Annotated in this window: 18 protein-coding genes, 2 tRNA genes and 2 pseudogenes; 11 read left to right on the top strand and 11 right to left on the bottom strand. The window is 71.2% G+C overall.

Features of this window, described 5'->3' with window-relative positions; genetic code table 11:
* A partial coding sequence (locus JJ683_RS16390) for a nitroreductase family deazaflavin-dependent oxidoreductase (RefSeq protein ID WP_307810989.1) occupies nucleotides 1-594 on the bottom strand: 594 nt, incomplete at its 3' end.
* 246 nt (nucleotides 595-840) lie between these two features.
* On the opposite strand from JJ683_RS16390, the gene JJ683_RS19490 reads away from it, so the two are divergent.
* The gene (locus JJ683_RS19490; RefSeq protein WP_200175681.1) at nucleotides 841-1257 is read left to right on the top strand and encodes an ATP-binding cassette domain-containing protein; all 417 of its coding nucleotides are present in this window, start codon (nucleotides 841-843) and stop codon (nucleotides 1255-1257) included.
* Between the two features lie 161 nt (nucleotides 1258-1418).
* On the opposite strand, the gene JJ683_RS16380 is transcribed toward JJ683_RS19490, so the two are convergent.
* The 3 genes from JJ683_RS16380 to JJ683_RS19485 form a co-directional block, all read right to left on the bottom strand.
* A complete protein-coding gene (locus JJ683_RS16380; protein WP_200175685.1) occupies nucleotides 1419-1742 on the bottom strand; it encodes a branched-chain amino acid transporter permease in 324 nt (107 codons plus the stop codon).
* 2 nt (nucleotides 1743-1744) lie between these two features.
* Nucleotides 1745-2464, bottom strand: a complete 720-nt coding sequence (locus JJ683_RS16375) for an AzlC family ABC transporter permease (protein ID WP_307810990.1) — start codon at nucleotides 2462-2464, stop codon at nucleotides 1745-1747.
* A gap of 134 nt (nucleotides 2465-2598) precedes the next feature.
* The gene (locus JJ683_RS19485) at nucleotides 2599-4713 is read right to left on the bottom strand and encodes a TPM domain-containing protein (RefSeq protein WP_200175679.1); all 2115 of its coding nucleotides are present in this window, start codon (nucleotides 4711-4713) and stop codon (nucleotides 2599-2601) included.
* A gap of 90 nt (nucleotides 4714-4803) precedes the next feature.
* Here JJ683_RS19485 and JJ683_RS16365 point away from each other — a divergent pair, with 90 nt between their 5' ends.
* The 3 genes from JJ683_RS16365 (at nucleotide 4804) to dnaG (ending at nucleotide 8909) form a co-directional block, all read left to right on the top strand.
* Nucleotides 4804-5454: a YdcF family protein gene (locus JJ683_RS16365; RefSeq protein WP_200175678.1), complete on the top strand. Its 651-nt coding sequence runs from the start codon at nucleotides 4804-4806 to the stop codon at nucleotides 5452-5454.
* Nucleotides 5455-5536: 82 nt separating this feature from the next.
* Nucleotides 5537-6802 (top strand): deoxyguanosinetriphosphate triphosphohydrolase, encoded by a 1266-nt coding sequence (locus JJ683_RS16360; RefSeq protein ID WP_200175677.1) that lies wholly within the window; start codon nucleotides 5537-5539, stop codon nucleotides 6800-6802.
* Between the two features lie 139 nt (nucleotides 6803-6941).
* Nucleotides 6942-8909: a DNA primase gene (gene dnaG / locus JJ683_RS16355; protein ID WP_200175676.1), complete on the top strand. Its 1968-nt coding sequence runs from the start codon at nucleotides 6942-6944 to the stop codon at nucleotides 8907-8909.
* 59 nt (nucleotides 8910-8968) lie between these two features.
* Here dnaG and JJ683_RS16350 read toward each other — a convergent pair whose 3' ends face one another.
* Nucleotides 8969-9214 carry a hypothetical protein gene (locus tag JJ683_RS16350; RefSeq protein WP_200175675.1) on the bottom strand — a complete coding sequence of 82 codons (246 nt, stop codon included), beginning with the start codon at nucleotides 9212-9214 and terminating at the stop codon, nucleotides 8969-8971.
* A 228-nt stretch (nucleotides 9215-9442) separates the two neighbouring features.
* On the opposite strand from JJ683_RS16350, the gene JJ683_RS16345 reads away from it, so the two are divergent.
* A tRNA-Asn gene (locus tag JJ683_RS16345) sits at nucleotides 9443-9514 on the top strand.
* A gap of 129 nt (nucleotides 9515-9643) precedes the next feature.
* Nucleotides 9644-9748: pseudogene (locus JJ683_RS19245) on the top strand (DNA alkylation repair protein); the annotation flags it as partial.
* 90 nt (nucleotides 9749-9838) lie between these two features.
* Here JJ683_RS19245 and JJ683_RS16340 read toward each other — a convergent pair.
* Nucleotides 9839-9913: transfer RNA gene (locus tag JJ683_RS16340), tRNA-Ile, on the bottom strand.
* Between the two features lie 189 nt (nucleotides 9914-10102).
* Between JJ683_RS16340 and JJ683_RS16335 the strand changes: the two genes are divergently transcribed.
* The 5 genes and pseudogenes from JJ683_RS16335 to JJ683_RS16315 all read left to right on the top strand — a co-directional run bounded on the left by JJ683_RS16335 (nucleotide 10103) and on the right by JJ683_RS16315 (nucleotide 14466).
* On the top strand, nucleotides 10103-11995 hold the full coding sequence (locus tag JJ683_RS16335) for an MFS transporter (protein WP_200175674.1): 1893 nt from the start codon (nucleotides 10103-10105) through the stop codon (nucleotides 11993-11995).
* 50 nt (nucleotides 11996-12045) lie between these two features.
* Nucleotides 12046-12873, top strand: a pseudogene (locus tag JJ683_RS16330) (serine hydrolase domain-containing protein); the annotation flags it as partial.
* 160 nt (nucleotides 12874-13033) lie between these two features.
* Nucleotides 13034-13405: a YidH family protein gene (locus JJ683_RS16325; RefSeq protein ID WP_200175673.1), complete on the top strand. Its 372-nt coding sequence runs from the start codon at nucleotides 13034-13036 to the stop codon at nucleotides 13403-13405.
* A gap of 64 nt (nucleotides 13406-13469) precedes the next feature.
* Nucleotides 13470-13805 (top strand): DUF202 domain-containing protein, encoded by a 336-nt coding sequence (locus JJ683_RS16320; RefSeq protein ID WP_200175671.1) that lies wholly within the window; start codon nucleotides 13470-13472, stop codon nucleotides 13803-13805.
* Between the two features lie 148 nt (nucleotides 13806-13953).
* Nucleotides 13954-14466 carry a DUF3145 domain-containing protein gene (locus JJ683_RS16315; protein WP_200175669.1) on the top strand — a complete coding sequence of 171 codons (513 nt, stop codon included), beginning with the start codon at nucleotides 13954-13956 and terminating at the stop codon, nucleotides 14464-14466.
* Nucleotides 14467-14525: 59 nt separating this feature from the next.
* Here the strand turns inward: JJ683_RS16315 and JJ683_RS16310 are convergent, their stop codons facing one another.
* The 5 genes from JJ683_RS16310 to JJ683_RS16290 all read right to left on the bottom strand — a co-directional run bounded on the left by JJ683_RS16310 (nucleotide 14526) and on the right by JJ683_RS16290 (nucleotide 19401).
* Nucleotides 14526-15257 (bottom strand): polyprenol monophosphomannose synthase, encoded by a 732-nt coding sequence (locus JJ683_RS16310; RefSeq protein ID WP_200175667.1) that lies wholly within the window; start codon nucleotides 15255-15257, stop codon nucleotides 14526-14528.
* A 233-nt stretch (nucleotides 15258-15490) separates the two neighbouring features.
* Entirely contained in the window at nucleotides 15491-16744 is a 1254-nt protein-coding gene (locus JJ683_RS16305; RefSeq protein WP_200175664.1) for a KasA/KasB family beta-ketoacyl-ACP synthase, read from the bottom strand.
* On the bottom strand, nucleotides 16741-17016 hold the full coding sequence (acpM, locus tag JJ683_RS16300; protein WP_182346898.1) for a meromycolate extension acyl carrier protein AcpM: 276 nt from the start codon (nucleotides 17014-17016) through the stop codon (nucleotides 16741-16743). Before acpM ends, JJ683_RS16305 begins: the two co-directional genes overlap by 4 nt.
* Before the next feature lie 92 nt (nucleotides 17017-17108).
* Nucleotides 17109-18047, bottom strand: coding sequence for an ACP S-malonyltransferase (locus tag JJ683_RS16295; protein ID WP_200175662.1), 939 nt, complete (start codon nucleotides 18045-18047; stop codon nucleotides 17109-17111).
* A 133-nt stretch (nucleotides 18048-18180) separates the two neighbouring features.
* On the bottom strand, nucleotides 18181-19401 hold the full coding sequence (locus JJ683_RS16290) for a PucR family transcriptional regulator (RefSeq protein ID WP_200175660.1): 1221 nt from the start codon (nucleotides 19399-19401) through the stop codon (nucleotides 18181-18183).
* Between the last annotated feature and the right edge of the window lie 209 nt (nucleotides 19402-19610).

Raw genomic sequence — 19610 nt, 5'->3', positions numbered from 1 at the left:
CGCCGTCCGGCCGCCGCCCCCGCCGGCTTCGTCGCCGGCGGGGGCGGCGCCGTGCGTCGCCGGGCCCGGCCGCGCGGTACCGCCACGCTGACGCAGGTGGAATATCGGGAACAGCCGGTCCGGCGCGAGCCGCTGCTCCATCGCATAGCCGGGCCAATAGTGCACGATGTCCGCCCAGTACTGCGGGCGTTCGGCCTCGCAGACGCGATGCACCCGCATGGTCACCGCGCGCGCGCCGACGTGCACCTCGGCATGCTCGACAGCGCCGACGTTCCACGCCCAGGCGGGCGCCTCGGCGCGGCCCCAATTGGACCCGGTGACGATGAAGCCGTCGTCCAGCGGCACCGCCAGAAGTGCCGTCGTACGCGGGATGCCCGTGCGCCTGCCCGGCACCGTGATCTGCACCGACGGCAGTCCCGCGATGCCCACGAGGCTCATCCGGTTTCCGCTCCAGCGGCGCAGGAACGACTCGACCAGGATGATCGCCGGCGCCAGCCGCATCAACCACTCGTGCCGGCCCAGGCGGCGGGCGAGCGCCGAGAGCGGATTGCGGGGCCGGCGGGTGCGTGGGCTGGGTTCGCTGGGAGGCGTCATCTGTTGCCTTCATCTGGGCTGCGGGTGGGTCGGCGTGGACTGGTACGGGCGGGTCGGCGGGCGCCGGGGCACGCACGGCCACCACTGCGATCATGACATCTGTCATGCCCGATCCGTGAGCGACGGACGGGGTGTCGGCCGGGCGCGGGCGGCACGACCGGTACATGAACATCGCACCGGCAATACAGTTGCACGATCTGCGCAAACAATTCCGCGTCCGCGGTGGTCGCCGTGGACGGGTTGAGCATGACGGTGCGTCCCGGCGAGATCGTCGCGTTCCTCGAGCCCGACGGGGCGGGCAAGTCCACCACGATCGATATGCTGCTGGGCCTGCTGACACCCGATGCGGGAGAGGTACGGCTGTTCGGCGGGGACCCGTCCGCGGCAGTGGCGGCGGGGCGGGTGGCCGCGGTCCTGCAGAACGGCGGCCTGCTGCGCGACGTCGCCGTGCGGGAGACCGTCGAGCTGTTCGCGTCGCTCTTCACGTCGTCGCGCCCGGTCGACGAGGTGATGGTGCTGCCCCCTGCGGCTCGGATGGTCCGTCGTCGTGGCGGTGATCGTCGCGGCGGCCGTGCTCACGCACACCGTGCCGGGGTGGGAGAGCGAGGATCTTTTCCTGGAGCAGCTGGTCCTGAGCGCCGTGGCGGCGTGGGGGCCCGTTGATCACGCGCAACGACGAACTGCGCGAGGCGAGGGAGAGTCTCTCGGAACCGGCCGTGGTGGCGGAACGCGAACGCGCGCAGAGGCGGTGCTGCGGGCGGAAGGCAACGGCTGGCTGCGAAGGGCCGCGCAAGTGACGGGCCCTGCGGGTGTGATGGGGCTCGTCAGCCCCACAGCTGCACCAGCAGCACGTAGAGGCCCGTCCCGCCGATGATGCTGACGAGCGCGTTCGAGCGCCACAGGTGCAGCCCGATGCTCGCCGCCAGCGCCGCAGCCGCGGGCGCCGCGCCCGCGACGGTGAGCGGGGTTCCCGCCAGCGTGTACACGGTGAGGATCACCATGATGCCCACGGGCATGTGGGCTCCGAGAAACCGCAGCAGCGACGACGAGCGCACCGGAGCGACGAAGGCGAACGGCAGCGCGCGCAGACCGAATGTCACCACGAGGATCACCGTGAGTGCGCCGAGGAGGTATCCGGTGGACGGCATGGTCACGCGTCCCCCTCCCGGACGTCCGCCCCGTCGGGACTCCCGGAGTCCTGCGCCGACGGCCTGACCCGTGGCGCACTGCGCCGCAGCCTAGTGCGTCGCACGCCGTACCGGGCGAGCAGGACGACGGTGAACGCGCCCATCGCGACGACCAGGAACGCGCCGGAGGGGACGAACAGCGCGCCGATCGCGCAGGCGAGCGCCAGCACCGGTGTGGGGACGTCTCGGCGCACCCGGAAGGCGTCGACGGCGAGCACCGCGAACAGCGCGGTCAGTGCGAAGTCGAGCCCCTCCACCCGGCCGGGGATCGCCAATCCCACCAGGGCCCCGGCGATACCGCCGCCCACCCAGTAGAGCTGGCAGAACATCTGGATGCCCAGCACCCGCCCGCCGGTGAGCTCCGCCTCCGGACGGGTGGCGGTCACGGCGTACGACTCGTCTGTGAGCGCGTACATGCTGTAGGTCCGGGCGAGCGGTCCGCGGACCTTGTGCAACGGGAACGACAGGGCGTAGAAGACGTGGCGGAAATTCACCATGAACGCAGTCAAGGCCACCTGCGCCAGCGGCGTCATGGCGAGCAGCAGCCCGATGGCCAGGAACTCCAGCGACCCCGCGTAGATCATCATCGAGAACACCGGCGCCCACCACCACGCCAGTCCAGACTGGGTGAGAAGCACGCCGAAGGCCAGCCCCAGGGGGAAGAGGCCGAAGCCGACGGCGATGGTGTCCCGGAACGCTGCGGCCGTCGATGCGCGAGAGCCGCCGTCTCCGGGGTGCCTCCGTCCCGCATCGGATTCGGGCCCGGGTCTCGGCGCGGGCTGCGTGTCCGCTGCCGCGGTACGGGGGATGCGGAACCTCAGAACCGGCCCCCGCCACTGAATCCGCCCCCGCCGCCGCCGAACCCGCCCCCGCCGCCGTCGAACCCGCCCCCGCCGAACCCACCACCGAATCCGCCGCCCCGGCCGCCGCCGAGGATCGAGCCGATGAGGATGCCCCCGAGCATCGCGCCGGCCCCCGAGGAACGCCGCCCGCGGTAGCCGCCGCCATAGCCGCCATAGCCGCCGAACCCGCCCGGCCCGGACCAGTGGGTGAAGTCCCGCTGCGCGAGGCCTAGTGCCTGCTGGGCCAGGGCCGCCGCGGCGTGGGCCTCGCGCTGGGCCGCCTGCGGATCGGTGTCGCGCAGTCGCCGCGCCTCGTCGAAGTGGCGGTGCGCCTCCGACAGGCGGGTGCGCGGCTCCGGCCCGATGCCGCCCCGCCGTGGCGTGATGAAGTTCTCCGCGGCGTCCAGTCGTGCCCGCGCGCTGTCCATGGTCTGGTCCACCAGCGCTCGCGCCCGCCGGTTCTCCTGCACCCGGTCCGTGGTCTGCGCGTAGACGGTGTCCAGCGCCGCGTCCGCCTCGACCACCGCCTCGTAGGTGCTCAGCGGGTCCGACTCCTTGTGCTGCTGAGCGTCGGCCAGCGCGGCCTCGACGCGTGCGCGCGCATCGTCGAGCCGGACGCGGTTGGCCTCCACCCGGACCGCCCCCGAGACCGACAGGCTCCGGGCGGCATCCGCCCCTTGCTGCGCGTCGGCGAGTGTCGCCGTCATCGCCGCGACGGCATGCCGTATGTCGGATTCCGCAGAGTCGATTGCGTCGAGCAGGGTCCCCGCCTGGTCCAGGGCGCGCTCGGCAGTGCGGATGCCGCGTACCGCGTCGGTGGGATCGCCACCCGGGCCGGACACCGCCGCGCGCGCCGCCTCGAGCCCCTCGTCGGCGAAGTCGGCCTGCTGTTCGGCGATCGTGATGTTCGGCTCGATGGCGGCCAGGGCGGAGGCGGCGAACCGTGCCTGCAGATCCGCGAAGGTGGACCGGGCGCGCGGCAGACGGGCCTTCAGCGCGATCAGGCGTTCGGTGAGCGCGTCGAGGCGGGCAGGCGCAGTGATGACCAGGTCGCGCATCGCGTCGAACGCGGCGACCTGCTCGTTCAGCGCGGCGTTGGCGCGGCCGGTGTGCACGAGCATGTCGGTGAGCATGCTGCGCCGCTGGTCCGGAGACTCGGGGATGGCGTCGTCGAGCCGCTGGCGGATGCCGAATGCCGCCGACAGCGCCCGCTGTGCGGCAGTGAGTGCAGAGCGGAACGGCTCCGTGGCGCGGGTGCCGAACTCCTCGGTGGCCACCCGCAGCTCCTCGGAACTCGTGCGCAACGCGTTGTCGGTCTCCACCAGCAGTTCCCGGGAGCGCTGGTCGAGCGCCTCGGTGGACAGTCCGGCGAGGTTCCGCGGGTCGGTGAGGTCGGTGTCGCGCGCCGCCGCGGCCTCGGCCCGCCGTCGGCGGCGCTTGCGGAGCTGCACCCACACCAGCGCACCGCCGATGATGAGCACGAGGATCACCACGCCCACGATCAGCGGCGCCGAGCTTGGCCCGTCGAGCGCGGAGGACAGGCCGCCCGCCCCGGCGATCGCCGCCCCCGCCCAGTCGTGCTCGCGGAGCTTCGGGACGATGTCGTCGTTCATGACGGAGGACAGTTGCGCGTCGCTCAGGCCGGTCACCGAGCCGGTGAAACCGAACGCGCCGTCGCCCGTGTCGACGGCGAGCAGCATGGTGTCGGATCCGAGGCCGCTCGCCGCCGCGGTCTGCCGCGCCCATTGCTCGCCGTCCATGCCATCGAAGGAGCCGGTGTATACCACCCACAACTGCACGTGGTGCTGCGCGAAGAGGTCGTCGACCGCGTTCTGCACGTCGCCGGCGCGGTCCCCGAGGGCGCCGGCGTGATCGGTGATCTGCTGGGGGAGGCGGAACGGGGCCTCCGCCTCCGCGGTGGCAGGCAGCGTGAGCAGCGCTGTGCAGGCGAGCAGGAACGCCACGGCCAGCACGGCCGCGGAGGCGAACGCCCGGCGGGGCGCCGGGGCCGACGCCGCGGCGGTGCGGGAAAGGCCCGTGGTCGGTGCGCAGGGGACGGGTCCGACTGTGTGGGGGTGGGCGGGACGCATACCCAGAACCTAGCCGTAAGACCGGGGTGATGGAGCGGCCCGGGGTGCGGCGTCGCGGCGCGCGCCGGTGCGCTGGCAGACTGGTCGGCGATGAACACTGGACTGGGGGTCGGCGGCACGCTGGCACGGTGGCTGCGTCGCGGAGTCGCGGGCGTGTTGATCGTCGGCGTGCTGCTGGTGGCCGGCACCGCATTCCGCGTGTGGCAAGTGGCCCGAATCGACGACCGGACGCCGACGGGGGCGATCCTCGTTCTGGGCGCCGCGCAGTACAACGGCACGCCGTCGCCGGTGTTCCAGGCGCGGCTGGACATGGCCGCGGAGCTGTTCGACGAGGGCGTCGCGCCCACGATCGTCACCGTGGGGGGAAAGATCCAGGGCGATTCCACCACCGAGGCGGAGGCGGGGCGGCAGTACCTGATCGAGCAGGGCGTGCCCGCCGACAGCGTGCTCGCAGTGGCGGTCGGGTCCGACACCCTCGGCAGCATCGACGCGGTGTCGGCCATGCTGCAGAGTCGGCGCGTCGACTCCATCGTGATCACCTCCGACCCGTGGCATTCGTTGCGGGCACGCACCATGGCACGCGATTCCGGGCTGGAGGCGACCGTCGCGCCCACCCGCAGCGGGCCGGCAGTGACCACGAGGTCTGCGCAGATCAAGGGCATCGTGCGGGAGACGGGCGCGCTGCTGTGGTATCAGCTCACCCACTATCAGGCCGACTTTCCTGATGTGATCAAGGAGTGACGGCGCCGGACGCGCGGGCGTCGGAACACGACGCCGCGAGCGGTGCACGCGGGACGCAGACGAGGGAAGGCCAGGTACGCCGGTGAGCGGATACACACCCGCAGACCTCGAGCGCATCGGGGACGAGGCGCCCAAGACGGCCGGCCTCACCGGAGCGGACGCGGAGCATCGGAGCGCGTTCTCACGCGACCGCGCCCGCGTCCTGCACAGCGCGGCCCTGCGCCGCCTGGCGGACAAGACCCAGGTGGTGGGGCCGCGCGAGGGCGACACCCCGCGCACGCGCCTCACCCATTCCATCGAGGTGGCGCAGATCGGCAGGGGCATCGCCGACGGCCTCGGCTGCGATCCCGACCTGGTGGACCTGGCCGGGCTGGCCCACGACATCGGCCATCCTCCCTACGGTCACAACGGGGAGCGGGCGCTCGACGAGGTGGCCGCGTCCTGCGGCGGGTTCGAGGGAAACGCGCAGAACCTGCGCATCCTCACTCGCCTCGAACCCAAGGTCCTGGGCCCGCAGGGGGAGGGGCTGGGGCTCAACCTCACGCGGGCGTCGCTCGACGCGGCGATGAAGTATCCGTGGCTGCGGCAGGCCCCCGGCGCCAAGTTCGGTGCCTACGACGACGACGCCGCGATCCTCGCCTGGGTCCGCCAGGGCGCGCCGCAAGGACGGCAAAGCCTGGAGACGCAGGCGATGGACTGGGCGGACGACGTCGCCTACTCGGTGCACGACGTCGAGGACGGGGTGATCTCCGGGCGCATCGACCTGCGCGCGCTGGCCGACCCCGCCGAACAGCGGGCGCTCGCCGCGATGGGCTGGTCGGAGTTCTCCGCAGTGGGGGAGAACGAGCTGATCGAGGCCGCGCAGAGGCTGTCCGTGCTGCCGGTGGTGCAATCGGTGGGCGTCTACGACGGCACCCTGCCCTCCTCGGTGGCTCTCAAGCGGATGACCAGTGAACTCGTCGGCCGGTTCACTTCGGCGGCGATCGCCGGCACGCGGTCCGTCGCAGGCAAGGGCAGGCTGACGCGCTATGACACCGACCTGCAGGTGCCGGCCGTGGTGGCGGCGGAGGTGCTGCTGCTCAAGACGGTGGCACTGCGGTACGTGATGTCGGATCCGGGCCACCGCAAGCGGCAGGACCGGGAGCGCGAGCGGATCCACAGGGCCGCCCAGTGGCTGTTGAGCACCGCGCCGGGGTCGCTGGATCCGATGCTGCGCGCCGACTGGGAACGCGCCCCGGACGACGCGCGCCGCGTGCGGGTGGTGGTGGACCAGATCGCCTCGTACACGGAGAGCCGGCTCGAGCGTATCGACCGCGATGGCCGTTCCGACCAGGCCGGCTGGGCATAGGGGCGCTCGGCGCCCGTTCCGAGGACTGACTCCCGCCGCGTGCGCGTGATCGGGCGCTCGCCGGGTGCAACGGGTGCTCGGGTCGCCGGGCGCATCAGGGCGCCTGCCCCCGTCGACTCCACGCCTCTACACTGCACGTGTGGCCGGCCGAATCCCTGAACGTGACATCGCAGCGATCCGAGAACGCGTTCGCATCGAGGACATCGTCGGCGAGTATGTGGCGCTGCGCAGAGGCGGCGCCGATTCGATGAAGGGCCTGTGCCCGTTCCACGACGAGAAGACCCCGTCGTTCCACGTGCGCCCCAACCACGGCCATTTCCATTGCTTCGGGTGCGGGGAGGGCGGCGACGTCTTCAGCTTCCTGCAGAAGATCGAGCACATCGGGTTCGTCGAGGCCGTCGAGCAGATGGCCGACAAGACCGGCTACCAGATCAATTACGAGGGCGGCGGCACGGCGATCCGCCGGGACCGCGGAACGCGCGCGCGGCTGGTCGCCGCCAACGCCGCGGCCCAGGAGTTCTATGCCGAGCGTCTTGCGCAGCCGGATGCGGAGGCGGCGCGCGCGTACCTGCGGGATCGCGATTTCGACGCGGAGGCCGCGCGGATGTTCGGCTGCGGCTATGCGCCCGCGGGGTGGGACACTTTGACCAAGCACCTGCTGAGCAAGGGATTCGAGTTCAAAGAGCTCGAGGCCGCGGGACTGTCCCGCCAGGGCAAGCGCGGGCCGATGGACCGGTTCCACCGCCGGCTGCTGTGGCCGATCCGCAGCCTGACGGGCGACGTCATCGGATTCGGCGCGCGCCGGCTGCACGAGGACGACCCCATCCAGGCCAAGTACGTCAACACGCCGGAGACGCTGCTGTACAAGAAGTCGCAGGTGCTTTTCGGGCTGGACCTGGCGAAGCGGGAGATCGCCAAGCGGCACCAGGCCGTCATCGTCGAGGGATACACCGACGTGATGGCGATGCATCTGGCGGGCGTGCCCACGGCGGTCGCTGCGTGCGGTACGGCCTTCGGAGGCGACCACCTGACCCTGCTGCGCAGGCTGCTGCTGGACGACAGTTACTTCCGCGGCGAGATCATCTACACCTTCGACGGCGACAGTGCGGGGCAGGCCGCGGCGCTCAAAGCGTTCGACGGCGATCAGAAGGTCACCGCACAGACCTTCGTGTCCATCGCGCCGGACGGGCAGGACCCGTGCGAGCTGCGCATGGCCGGCGGCGACGCCGCGGTGCGCGATCTCATCGCGCGCCGGGTGCCCATGTTCGAGTTCGCGATCCGGTCGATCATCGCCGGCATCGACCTGGACACGGAGGAGGGCAGGGTCGAGGCGCTGCGCAGGTCGGTGCCGATCGTCGCTCGCATCAAGGATCCTGCCCTGCGTGACGGCTACGCCACACGCCTCGCGGACCATTGGGTGGGCTGGCCGAACATCCCGCAGGTGGTGCGCCGGGTGCGCGAGGAGTCGCGCCGCGGCGGCCGGCGCGCGCCCGCGGGGACGGCGCGCCCGGGCCGGTCGGGTGTGGAGGACGAGCAGCCGCAGGAGGCGCCCGCGGTGCCGCGGCCGGACCGTCGCGACCCGGCGCTGTGGCCGCAGCGCGAATCCCTCAAGTCCGCGCTACAGGAGCCGGGCATCGCCGGGGCGGTGTTCGATTCGCTTCCCGCGGACAGCTTCACGCACCCGGCCTATGCCACCGTCCGTGCGGCGATCGAGGCGGCCGGCGGTACGGCTGCCGGGCTCGGCGGCGGGCAGTGGGTGGAGGCGGTGTCCGTGACCGGCGAGGGCATCGTCAGTGGCCCCGGCGACGGGACGCCGCGGATGACCGGTGCGCAGGTGCGCTCGCTGGTCTCCGAGCTGGCGGTGGAGGACATGCAGGTGGCGGAGGCGGACGTGCCCCGTTACATCGGCGGCGTGCTGGCCCGGTTGCAGGAAGTGTGGGTGGGCGAGCAGATCGCCGACCTCAAGTCGAAGCTGCAGCGCATGTCCCCGGCCGAGGACGCCGACGGGTATCGGGCGCTGTTCGGCGACCTGGTGGCACTGGAGCAGTACCGGCGGGGGCTGCTGGACCAGGCGGTGGGGGCGCGCGACGACGTGCCCATCGGCTGACCGTGCCGCCGGTCGTGAGAGGCCGGTGGTGACCGTTCGTGCTCACCTGCCCGCCGTCATCAGCGCTGTTCCTCCGCCTCCGGGATATAGACCGTGGTCTCGTCGTCGATCGACTCGATCCTTGTGAACCGCGGCTCGGTGCTCAGCGCCTCCGACAACCTTTGGCGGCCTGCGTCGAGGGCGGTGCGCGTGGCGGGGCTCTCCGCAATGGCCTTGGCCGCGCGGCTGATCTGCTCGTAGCGCCGCCGCCCCGCCTTGGTGCCCAGCACATAGCCGGCGCCCGCCGCGAACACGATCCCGATCATCGGCTCTCCTCCGTCGACGCGGGCCGGCCTCCTGCGCGGCGGCCGGCTCCCAGGTTCAGGCTCAAGGCCCCGGACCCATACTTCCAGCCAGGATAGTGGGTGCCGGAACCGGACGCCGCTCGCCGCATCGAGTGGAACCCGGGCGGCGGGCGGGGGCGATTTGGCATGCCGGGTGTGGTGTGCGCTAGAGTCTGTGATCGGCGCGGGCACCGCCTGTCGCCGGTGTGATCCCCCGTAGCTCAATGGCAGAGCATTCGACTGTTAATCGAAGGGTTACTGGTTCGAGTCCAGTCGGGGGAGCAAGCGAAACCCCCGGTAGATCATCGTATCTACCGGGGGTTTCGGCGTCTTCGCCACCGCCGCTCTGGCGCACTGACACGTGATGGCGGCCTTGGATGGAATCCTCGCGGCGAGTGGGAGGAATGCGATGAACGGGCGGGCGCCGGCAAGGATTACCCGACGCCGCCGGGATGCACGTCGCCGTACGCGCCCACGTGGATCGCGAAGATGGTGCGACGAAAAGACGAGGCGTAGTCCGGCGGCGTAGGGCGTAGTCGAGTGGTCCAGAGCGAAGCCGCATGGCATCGAAACCGCTCGAGACCCGTCGCGGACCGGTATCGAATGTGGGGCAGGTGGGGCTCGAACCCACGACCTGACGGATTATGAGTCCGCTGCTCTGACCAGCTGAGCTACTGCCCCCGGCGCGTGCAGCATCACAGTACAAGACGGCCACCGGCGGTCGGCCACGGGTGTGAAGCGCCCGCATCCGGACGTCCGGGTGTCGCCACAACACCCGATTCGCGAGATACTTAGGTGCACGATGCATTGAGTGCGGACTACCGTGGGCCCGGCCCCGAGACCGCGAAAGTCGATAGAGGAAGGTCGGGCATGACGGCTCCGACACGGCAGACACGCAGACACGCCCGCGCTGAACGCGACACCGGCAAGCCGCACTACAAGTGGATCGTCCTGTCGAACACGACGCTCGGCAGCCTGATCGCCACCATCAACTCGTCGATCCTGCTGATCGCCCTGCCGGACATCTTCCGCGGGCTGGGCGTGAATCCGCTGGAGCCGGGCAACACCAGCCTGCTGCTGTGGCTGATCATGGGCTACCTCGTGGTGACGGCCGTGCTGGTGGTCAGCTTCGGCCGCCTGGGGGACATGTTCGGCCGCGTGCGGATGTACAACGCAGGGTTCGCGGTGTTCACGCTGTTCTCGGTGATGCTCTCGGTCACCTGGATGGGCGGCACGGCGGGGGCGTGGTGGCTGATCGTGATGCGCGTGCTGCAGGGGGTCGGCGGTGCGATGCTCATGGCCAACTCGTCCGCGATCATCACCGACGTGTTCCCCACCAACCAGCGCGGCCTGGCGCTGGGCCTCAACGCGGTCACCGCCATCGCCGGCTCGTTCATCGGGCTCGTCCTCGGCGGGGTGCTGGCCCCGATCAGCTGGCGCCTGGTGTTCCTCGTGTCCGTGCCCATCGGCCTGTTCGGCACGGTGTGGGCCTATCTGCGACTGCACGACACCGGCATCCGTCAGCGCACCAAGCTCGACCCGTGGGGCAACCTGACGTTCGCGGTGGGCCTGATCGCCGTGCTCGTCGGCATCACCTACGGCATCCAGCCGTACGCCGGGCACACGATGGGATGGTCCAACCCGTGGGTGCTCACGGCCCTGATCGGCGGGGGCGTCGTCCTGGGGATCTTCTGCCTCGTAGAGACGAAGGTCGAGGAACCGATGTTCCGGCTCGGCCTGTTCCGGATCCGGGCGTTCACCGCGGGCAACCTGGCCAGCCTGCTGTCCGCCCTGGGCCGCGGTGGTCTGATGTTCATCCTCATCATCTGGCTGCAGGGGATCTGGCTTCCGCAGCACGGGTACAGCTTCGAGTCGACGCCGCTGTGGGCGGGCATCTACATGGTCCCCATGACGATCGGCTTCCTCGTGGCGGGACCGGTATCCGGGTGGCTCAGCGACCGCTTCGGCGCCCGACTGTTCGCCACCGGTGGCATGGTCATCGCCGCCGCCACGTTCGTGCTGCTCATGGTGCTGCCGGTGGACTTCGTCTACTGGCAGTTCGCCGTCATCCTGCTGGTCAACGGGCTGGGTATGGGCCTGTTCGCGGCGCCGAACCGGGCCGGCATCATGAACAGCCTCCCGCCGAACCGCCGCGGGGTGGGGGCCGGAATGTCCACGACGTTCCAGAACGCCGCCATGGTGCTCTCGATCGGCATCTTCTTCAGCCTCATCATCACCGGCCTGTCGCATTCTCTTCCGGACACGCTCTCGTCCGGCCTGATCGCCCAGGGTGTCCCGGCCGTCAAGGCGGACCAGATCGCGGCCCTGCCGCCGGTGGCGGTGCTGTTCGCCTCGCTGCTCGGGTACAACCCCATCGGCTCGCTCCTGGGCGGCGACGTGCTCGCGCAACTGCCGCCGGGGCACGCCGAATACCTGACGGGGCGCAGTTTCTTCCCGCAGCTCATCTCCGGCCCGTTCGCCGACGGGCTCGCGGTCGCGTTCGGATTCGCGATCGTCGCCTGCCTGATCGCCGCCATCGCCTCGTGGCTGCGCGGCGGCCAGTACGTCTACTCGGAGACGAAGACCGAGACGATAGTGCCCGCCGGTACCGGCGGGCCGGAGGACGCCGCCGGCTCGGACGGAACGGCACCGGAGGCCGGCGGCCCCGTCGCGTGGGCGCCGGCAGCCGACGACGGGGGCGCGACGTCGTCCCCGGCCGCGGCCCGTGACGCTCCCGCGGCGCACTCGTCTCCTACGCTGTGACTGTGGAGCGACTCGATCGGGACAATCGGCATGCGGGCGGCGACGGAGCGGTGGGCGCGCGCCGCGGTGCGGAGGATCGTGCGGCGGCGTTGCGGAGGATCGACGCGTGGCCGGTGGACAACGCCGCGGCCGCGCTGGTCGCCGCGGACGGCGCGGTGTCGGCGCGCGGCCCGGTCGACGCCGTGTTCGAGCTGGCCTCGGTGACCAAGCTGCTCACGGCCATCGGGGTCCTGCTCGCGGTCGAGGAAGGCGCGGTCGAACTCGACGTGCCGGCCGGCCCCCCGGGGTCCACCGTCCGGCATCTGCTGGCGCACGCGTCGGGCCTGGCGTTCGACGAGCACCGCGTGCGCGCGGCGCCGGGGGAGCGGCGGATCTATTCGAGCGCCGGCTACGAGGTGCTGGCGGAGCTCGTCGCGCGGGAGACGGGCATCGGTTTCGCCGAGTATCTCGCCGAAGGCGTCTTCGCCCCGTTGGGCATGGCGGATACGGTCCTGCGGGGCCCCGCGGGACACGGGGCACGCTCGACGGTCGCCGACCTCGCACGCTTCGCCGCCGAGCTGCAGCGGCCCACCCTCCTGGACCCGACGACGCTGACCGAGGCGACCACGGTCCAGTTCCCGGGGCTCGACGGGCTGCTCCCCGGGTACGGGATGCAGCGTCCCAACGACTGGGGGCTGGGCTTCGAACTGCGCGGCGGCAAGAGCCCGCACTGGACCGGCGGCCGCAACTCGCCGCACACCTTCGGCCACTTCGGACAATCGGGCACGTTCCTGTGGGTGGACCCGGCGGCCGGGTGCGCCTGCGTCGCGCTCACCGACCGCGCCTTCGGCGGCTGGGCCACACCGCTCTGGCCGGCTCTGTCCGACGCCGTCGTCACCGGAGGCGACGGGAAGGCTGCAGGCGACGGGAAGGCTGCAGGCGACGGGAAGGCTGCAGGCGACGGGAAGGCTGCCGGCGACGGGAAGGCTGCAGGCGACGGGAAGGCTGCAGGCGACGGGAAGGCTGCAGGCGACGGGAAGGCGACGGGAGGCGGCGCCGATGCCTGACGACCGCGGCGGCACGCAGACCCCGGAGGTCCCGGAGGAGAAGGAGCCGGACTACCGGTTCACGCTGGCCAATGAGCGCACGTTCCTCGCATGGATCCGGACGTCGCTGGGGCTGGTCGCCGGGGGTGTCGTGGTGCACCAGCTGGTGGAGCCGCTGCACGTGGAGGGGGCACGCACGGTCATCGCGCTCGGTTGCGTCATCCTCGCCATCGCTGTGGCGGCAGGCTCGTACTTCCATTGGCGCTCCGTGCAGCAGGCGATGCGGCGCAGCATGCCGCTGCCGGGATCCACTCTGGTGCCGATCCTGGCGTTGGGGGCCACGGTCATCGCGCTGTTCGCCGCGGTCACGGTGATCCTGCTATGACCGTGGCGGCCGATCGGCGGGCGGTCGCGGCGGGCAGGCCCGGCGCGACCGTTCCGGTGGCGCGGTGAGCTCCGCCTTCGACGATCCGGGGCTGCAGCCGGAGCGGACCGCGCTGTCCTGGCGGCGTACGGCGCTGTCGGCCATGGTGGTGGCCGCATTGATGCTGCGCCAGGCGGCGGAGGTCGGCTGGGGAAAGGCCGCCATAGCGCCTCTCGTCGGTGTCGGGATCCTGGTGGTGCTCGGTCTGGGCTGCTACCGGCGGGGCGACAGTCTGCAGAAGCACCGGCTCCATGAGGGCAATGTGCTCGCGCGCCGGCGGGTGATGGCGACCGTGTCGACCTCGGTGGTGCTGGGTGCTCTGGCGACCGGCGCCATCGAGATAACCGGCTACCACAGTTGACTGCTGCACAGGGGGAGGCGCGGCGTCACTGGTGCCACACGTTGCGCACTGGTAACTTGTACACCGCATAGCACACACGGCACCGGACATCCGTGCGAGACACGAGGTCGTTGGGGAAGACGTCCCTCGTCTACAACGGAGGTCTGCCGTGCGCAACCTGAACCAGTTCGCTGAAGCGACGAACGGCGTGGTGTACGTCCACTCGTCGCCCGCTGCGCTGTGCCCGCACATCGAATGGGCGCTGACCGGGGTCCTGGGCAGCGCCCCGGACCTGGAATGGTCGGCGCAACCGGCCGCTCCGGGGCTGCTGCGCGCCGAGATCGAGTGGGTCGGCCCCGTGGGCAGCGGCGCGCGCCTCGCCGGCGCCCTGCGCGAGTGGTCGATGCTGCGCTTCGAGATCACCGAGGACGCCAGCGAGGGCGTGGACGGCGAGCGGTTCAGCCACGTCCCCGGGCTGGGACTCTGGCGCGGCAGCACCAGCGCCAACGGCGACGTGGTCCTGGGGGAACAGCGGCTGCGCGCGATGCTCGCGGCAGGCGCTGACAGTCTGGCGTCCGAGCTCGAGACAGCGCTCGGCACGGCCTGGGACGACGCCCTGGAGGGTTTCCGCGGGTGCGGCGACGGCGGTCACATCACGCTGCTGGGCCGCGACGTCGGCTGATCGCCGTGCTCCGGCGCCCGGACGCACGGGCTGCCGCGGAAGGAAGGTCCGGGTAGGCCTCAGCCGCGCCCGCAGCGCAGCCGCCACGGCATCAACGCGGACTCCCACTGCACGGCGAGGGTCATCTTCGAGGCTCCCTCGGTGCGTTCCTCGAAGCGGATGGGAACCTCGGCGATCCGCAGCCCCTGCCGCACTGCGCGATGGTTCATCTCCACCTGGAACGAGTATCCGTTGCTCTCGATCTTGTCGAGGCCGACGGACCTGAGTGCGTCCGCACGCCAGGCCTTGAAGCCTGCGGTGGCATCGCGCACCCCGAGTCGCAGGATCGTGTCCACATAGCGGTTGGCCCCGCGTGAGAGCAGTTTGCGGTGCCAGGCCCAGTCCTCGGCGACGGATCCGCCGGCGACATAGCGCGAGCCCAGCACCACCGCGGCATCGGTGCGGGCGAGTACGTCGAGCATCTCCGGTATGGCGCCGACGGGGTGCGACAGGTCCGCATCCATTTGGATCACGACGTCCGCGCCGTCGTCGAGGGCACGCAGCATGCCTGCCACGTACGCGCGGCCGAGGCCGTCCTTGACCGTCCGGTGCAGCACGTCCACCTGCAGGGGGAGCGTGCCGGAAAGGCCCTCGGCCACCTGCCCGGTGCCATCCGGCGAGCCGTCGTCGACCACGAGCAGGCGCAGGGCGGGCAGCCCCAGTCCGGCGAGCCCGGCGGCCAGCCGCGGCAGGTTCTCGCGCTCGTTGTAGGTGGGGACGACGACGGTGACTCTCGGAGGGGTGTCGGGCACGGGGGTCCTTCGGTTGTCGGCTCGGCACGGCCCGTCGGTGCGTCAAGCGCGTCGATTCCGCGGGGACTGTGCGTCGGTGACTCGATCGAAAGACACCGTATACGGTGTCGGCGCGCGGTGAGGCCCTGGGCCGGTCGGCGGCGTGCCGCGCTTGCGACGGCGGGCCCCGCCTCAGCTCGCGGAGCTGTGACGGGGCCCGCCGTGCGGGTGCCCGTGTGCGGAGGTGTCCCGCGTCAGACCCGCCCGAACGCGAGCGACACGTTGTGCCCGCCGAACCCGAACGAGTTGCTGATCGCCGCGTCGAACGTTCCCTTGCGGGGACCGCCGGCGACCACGTCCAGGTCCACCTCCGGATCCTGGTTCTCCAGGTTCAGCGTGGGCGGGATGATGCCCTCGCGCAGGCTCATCAACGTCAGCGCAGCCTCCAGGGCCCCCACCGCCCCGATGGAATGCCCCAGTGCGCTCTTGGGCGCGTAGACCGACGGGTGCCCCCCGACTGCGGCTTGGATGGCCTTCGCCTCGGCGAGGTCGCCGACGCTCGTCGAGGTGGCGTGCGCGTTGACGTGTGCAATGTCGCCGGGGGAGATCCCCGCGTACTCGATGGCCTTCGACATGGCGCGGGCCGCCCCGGATCCCTCCGGGTCCGGAGCCACGATATGAAAACCGTCGGACGTCGTTCCGGCGCCCAACACGCGGCCGAGGACAGTGGCCCCGCGGGCACGCGCGTGGTCCTCGCGCTCGAGCACCAGCATGGCCGCCGCCTCGCCGAACACGAAGCCGTCGCGGTCCCTGTCGAACGGGCGGGACGCGGCCTCGGGGTCGTCGTTGCGGAAGCTCGTGGCGCGCATCATCGCGAAGCTTGCGATCGGCAATGCGCTGATGCGGTTCTCCACTCCGCCGGTGACCATGACGTCGGCCTCGCCCATGGCGATCATGCGCCAGGCCATGGCGATGGCCTCGGATCCCGAGGCGCATGCGGAGACGGGGGTGTGCACCCCTGCCTTCGCCCCGATCTCGAGCCCGATGGTGGCGGCGGGGCCGTTGGGCATGATCGCGGGGACCGCGATGGGCGAGACCTTGCGGTACCCCTCGGTCTCGAGCTTCGCGGTGTTCTCCAGCAGCGTCTCGATTCCGCCCATCCCGGTGCCGACGGCGACGCCCAGACGTTCGGCCTCCACCCCCGGGCTGCCGGCGCGGTCCCAGACGTCCCGGCCCAGCACCAGCGCGAGTTGCTCGATGTAGTCCAGGCGGCGCTTCTCGACCTTCTTGAGCGATTCGGTCGGATCTGCGGCGAGGCGCCCGGCGATGCGCACCGGCAGGTCCAACCGCTCGACCCACTCGTCGGTGAGCGTCGCGATGCCCGAGCGGCCGTTGAGCAACCCCGACCACGTGGACTCGAGGTCACCGCCGACGGAACTGGTGACCGCCATCGCGGTCACCACCACCGGGTGCAGCCGCAGACCGGCGTGCGTCACCGCAGCGGTCACTGAGCGTCGACCGAGGCGCCGCCCTCGGTTTCGAGCTTCTGGATGTACTCGACGATGTCGCCGACGGTGCGCAGGTTGGCCAGGTCCTCATCGGGGACCTTCACGCCGTACTTGTCCTCGGTCTGGACCGCGATCTCGACCATGGACAGCGAGTCGATGTCGAGGTCGTCGACGAAGGACTTCTCCATGGTGACCTCGGACGGCTCGATGCCGGTGACCTCTTCGATGATTTCGGCGAGGTTCTTGACGATCTCTTCCTGGCTGATGGCCACGGTGGTGGTCCCTTCTGTTCGTGTTCGTTGTGGTTCCGGGTTCCGGATCGGATGAGGATGCGCAGATCCGGGTGCGCAGTTCTTGGGGCGCGTCAGGCGGGCATCGACATGGCCTCGAGGTCCGCGGGGGCGTTGACGGCCACCGATGGCACGCCGCGCAGCGCGCGCTTGGCGATGCCGACCAGCGTGCCGGCGGGCGGCAACTCGACGATGGCGGTGACCTCGGCGTCGCGCAGGGCTGCGGAGCACAGGTCCCAGCGGACGGGGCGGGTGATCTGGTCGACGAGTCGCTGCATCGCGTCCGCACCGGTGGTGACCAGCGCGCCGTCCCTGTTCGACAGCAGCGGCATGGTCGGGTCCGACGGGGCGATCTGCGCGGCGACCTGGGCGAAGGCGTCGCGGGCAGGTGCCATGTGACGGGTGTGGAAGGCGCCGGCCACGGCCAGCGGGCGCAGGCGGGCGCGGGCGGGCGGCGCTGCGGCGAGCTCGTCGAGGGCCGCCCGCGTGCCGGCCGCGACGATCTGGCCGTTCGCATTGCGATTGGCGGGCGTGAGATCGAGCTCGGCGAGGCGGGCGAGGACCTCGGCCTCGTCGCCGCCCAACAGCGCAGTCATGCCGGTGGGCTCGATGGCGCAGGCGCGGGCCATCTCCTGTCCCCGCACCGCGGCCAGGCGTACCGCCTGTTCGTCGGTGAGGACTCCGGCGATGGCGGCCGCGGCGAGTTCGCCGATGGAATGGCCCGCGGTGATCGCGGAGCCGGCAGCGGAAGCGTCAGCGGGAGTGTCGTCGCCGGCGCTGTTGCCGTCGCGCAGCATCCGGTACGCGGCCAGCGCGGACGCCACGACCAGCGGCTGGGTGACGGAGGTGTCGGTGATCTCGTCGGCCTCGGCGACGGTGCCGAGACGGACGAGATCGATCCCGGCGACCTCGGACCACGCGGCGAGTCGGTCATGGACGCCGGGCGCCTGGAGCCACGGCGTCAGCATTCCGGGCTTCTGGGACCCCTGTCCCGGGGCGAGCAGTGCTTTCACGTAGTACAGACAACACTGTCGAGGGCGGTTTCCGGAGTGTCGACGGAAACGAACGTACACCGCTGAAATTGTAGGAACCATACAAAACCAGCGAGTTTGCACGCCCATCTGTCACAGTGGCCATTGTGTTACATCATGGGGAGAGTGTGACTGAAGTGGCGGATGTGAGCGGCTTGACCCCCGCTTTCATCATGCGGTGCACCGAAAACGCAACACGGAGGACGTACGCGTCGCGTGCATCGGCGGGGTCCCGCCCGGTGACGGTGGAGATCTTCCGAAGTCTGTACCGGACAGTATTTGGATGGACATACAACTCGCGCGCGCAGGCCTCGATCGAGCCACCGGTGTTCAGGTAACTGTCCAGCGTCTCGGGCAGCCCGCCGCCGCTGTCGAGCAGCGGCTGGACGACGAGACGGTCGAGTTGGTCGAGGGCGGACCTGTCGCCGATCAGCGCGCGTTCCGGCAGCAGGTCCGACGCGGGGACCGGCCGCGGCGCCGTCGGCCAGCCCACCGCGCTCTGGTACCCGCGCAACGCCTCGACGGCGCTCTCGTGCGCCAGGGCCAGTCCCGGCACCGTCGAACCCACCACCACCGGACCGTCGTCGAACGAGTCGAGCAGTCCGGAGATGAACGTCCCCCCGGCGAAGACCTCGCCGCTGACCACCACGACCAGCCGGTACCCCTGCACCACCGCCAGGACCGAGCGGCCGTCCGCGCGGGCGAGCGCGTGCACGCGCTCCACGGCCTCACCGCTGTAGTCGACGGCCGGTGCTCCGACGAGCACGGTCACCGGGGCTGTCGGCTGCCAGTTCAGGGTGGCCGCCTGCGAGAGCATGGCGGGGCCGGTGTCGCCGCGGACGATCGCGTCGACCACCATCGCCTCCAGCCGGGTGTCCCACGCGCCGCGGGACTCGGCCGCCGAGGCGTACACCGCCGCCGCGGCGAACCCGAGGTCGCGGCCGTAGCGCAGGACGGCCTCGGTCAGCGCGACCAGCTGGTCGTCGTCCCGGGCCATCAACGGCAGCCATTGCTCGAAGAACTCCATGGCCACGCGCACCATGTCGACCGTCTCGCTCAGGCGGACCTTGCGGGTCAGGTCCTGGGGCACCACGCGGAAGGCCTCCACCGTGGAGAAGATGTCGCCGTCGGGGTCGTGCAGCCAGTCGACGAAGTTCGCGACGGCCGTCTGCACCACCATCTGCACATCGGCACGCTGGGAGGCGTCGAGCGCCGTGACGAACGGAAGCTGCAACTCCATCGAGCGCATGGCCTCGACGGCGAGCCGCCGCGAGTTGCGCTTGATGCGCCGCAGCAGGGCCTCGGACAGGATCGATTCATGCGGCGCGCCGGTCATGGTTGAACGCTACCGTGGCCCGGCGCACCGGCCCGGGACGCCGCGGGGCGCCCCGGACCGGTACGCCGGCACGGAGGCCCGGTCAGACGGTATGAGGTGGCCGCTCGCGTGAGCGGTTGCGGGCCGGGGCCAGCCTGACGAATCCTCGTGGGTTACCAGGCAGGAGCCGCCTGCCCGGCCTATCCACAGTCGTAGGAGGCCCCGGCGAT

Source organism: Tomitella cavernea (genome assembly GCF_016599145.1).
Classification (GTDB): domain Bacteria; phylum Actinomycetota; class Actinomycetes; order Mycobacteriales; family Mycobacteriaceae; genus Tomitella; species Tomitella cavernae.
The sequence above is the reverse complement of the archived record's forward strand: the minus strand, read 5'-3'. Positions and strand labels throughout refer to the sequence as shown.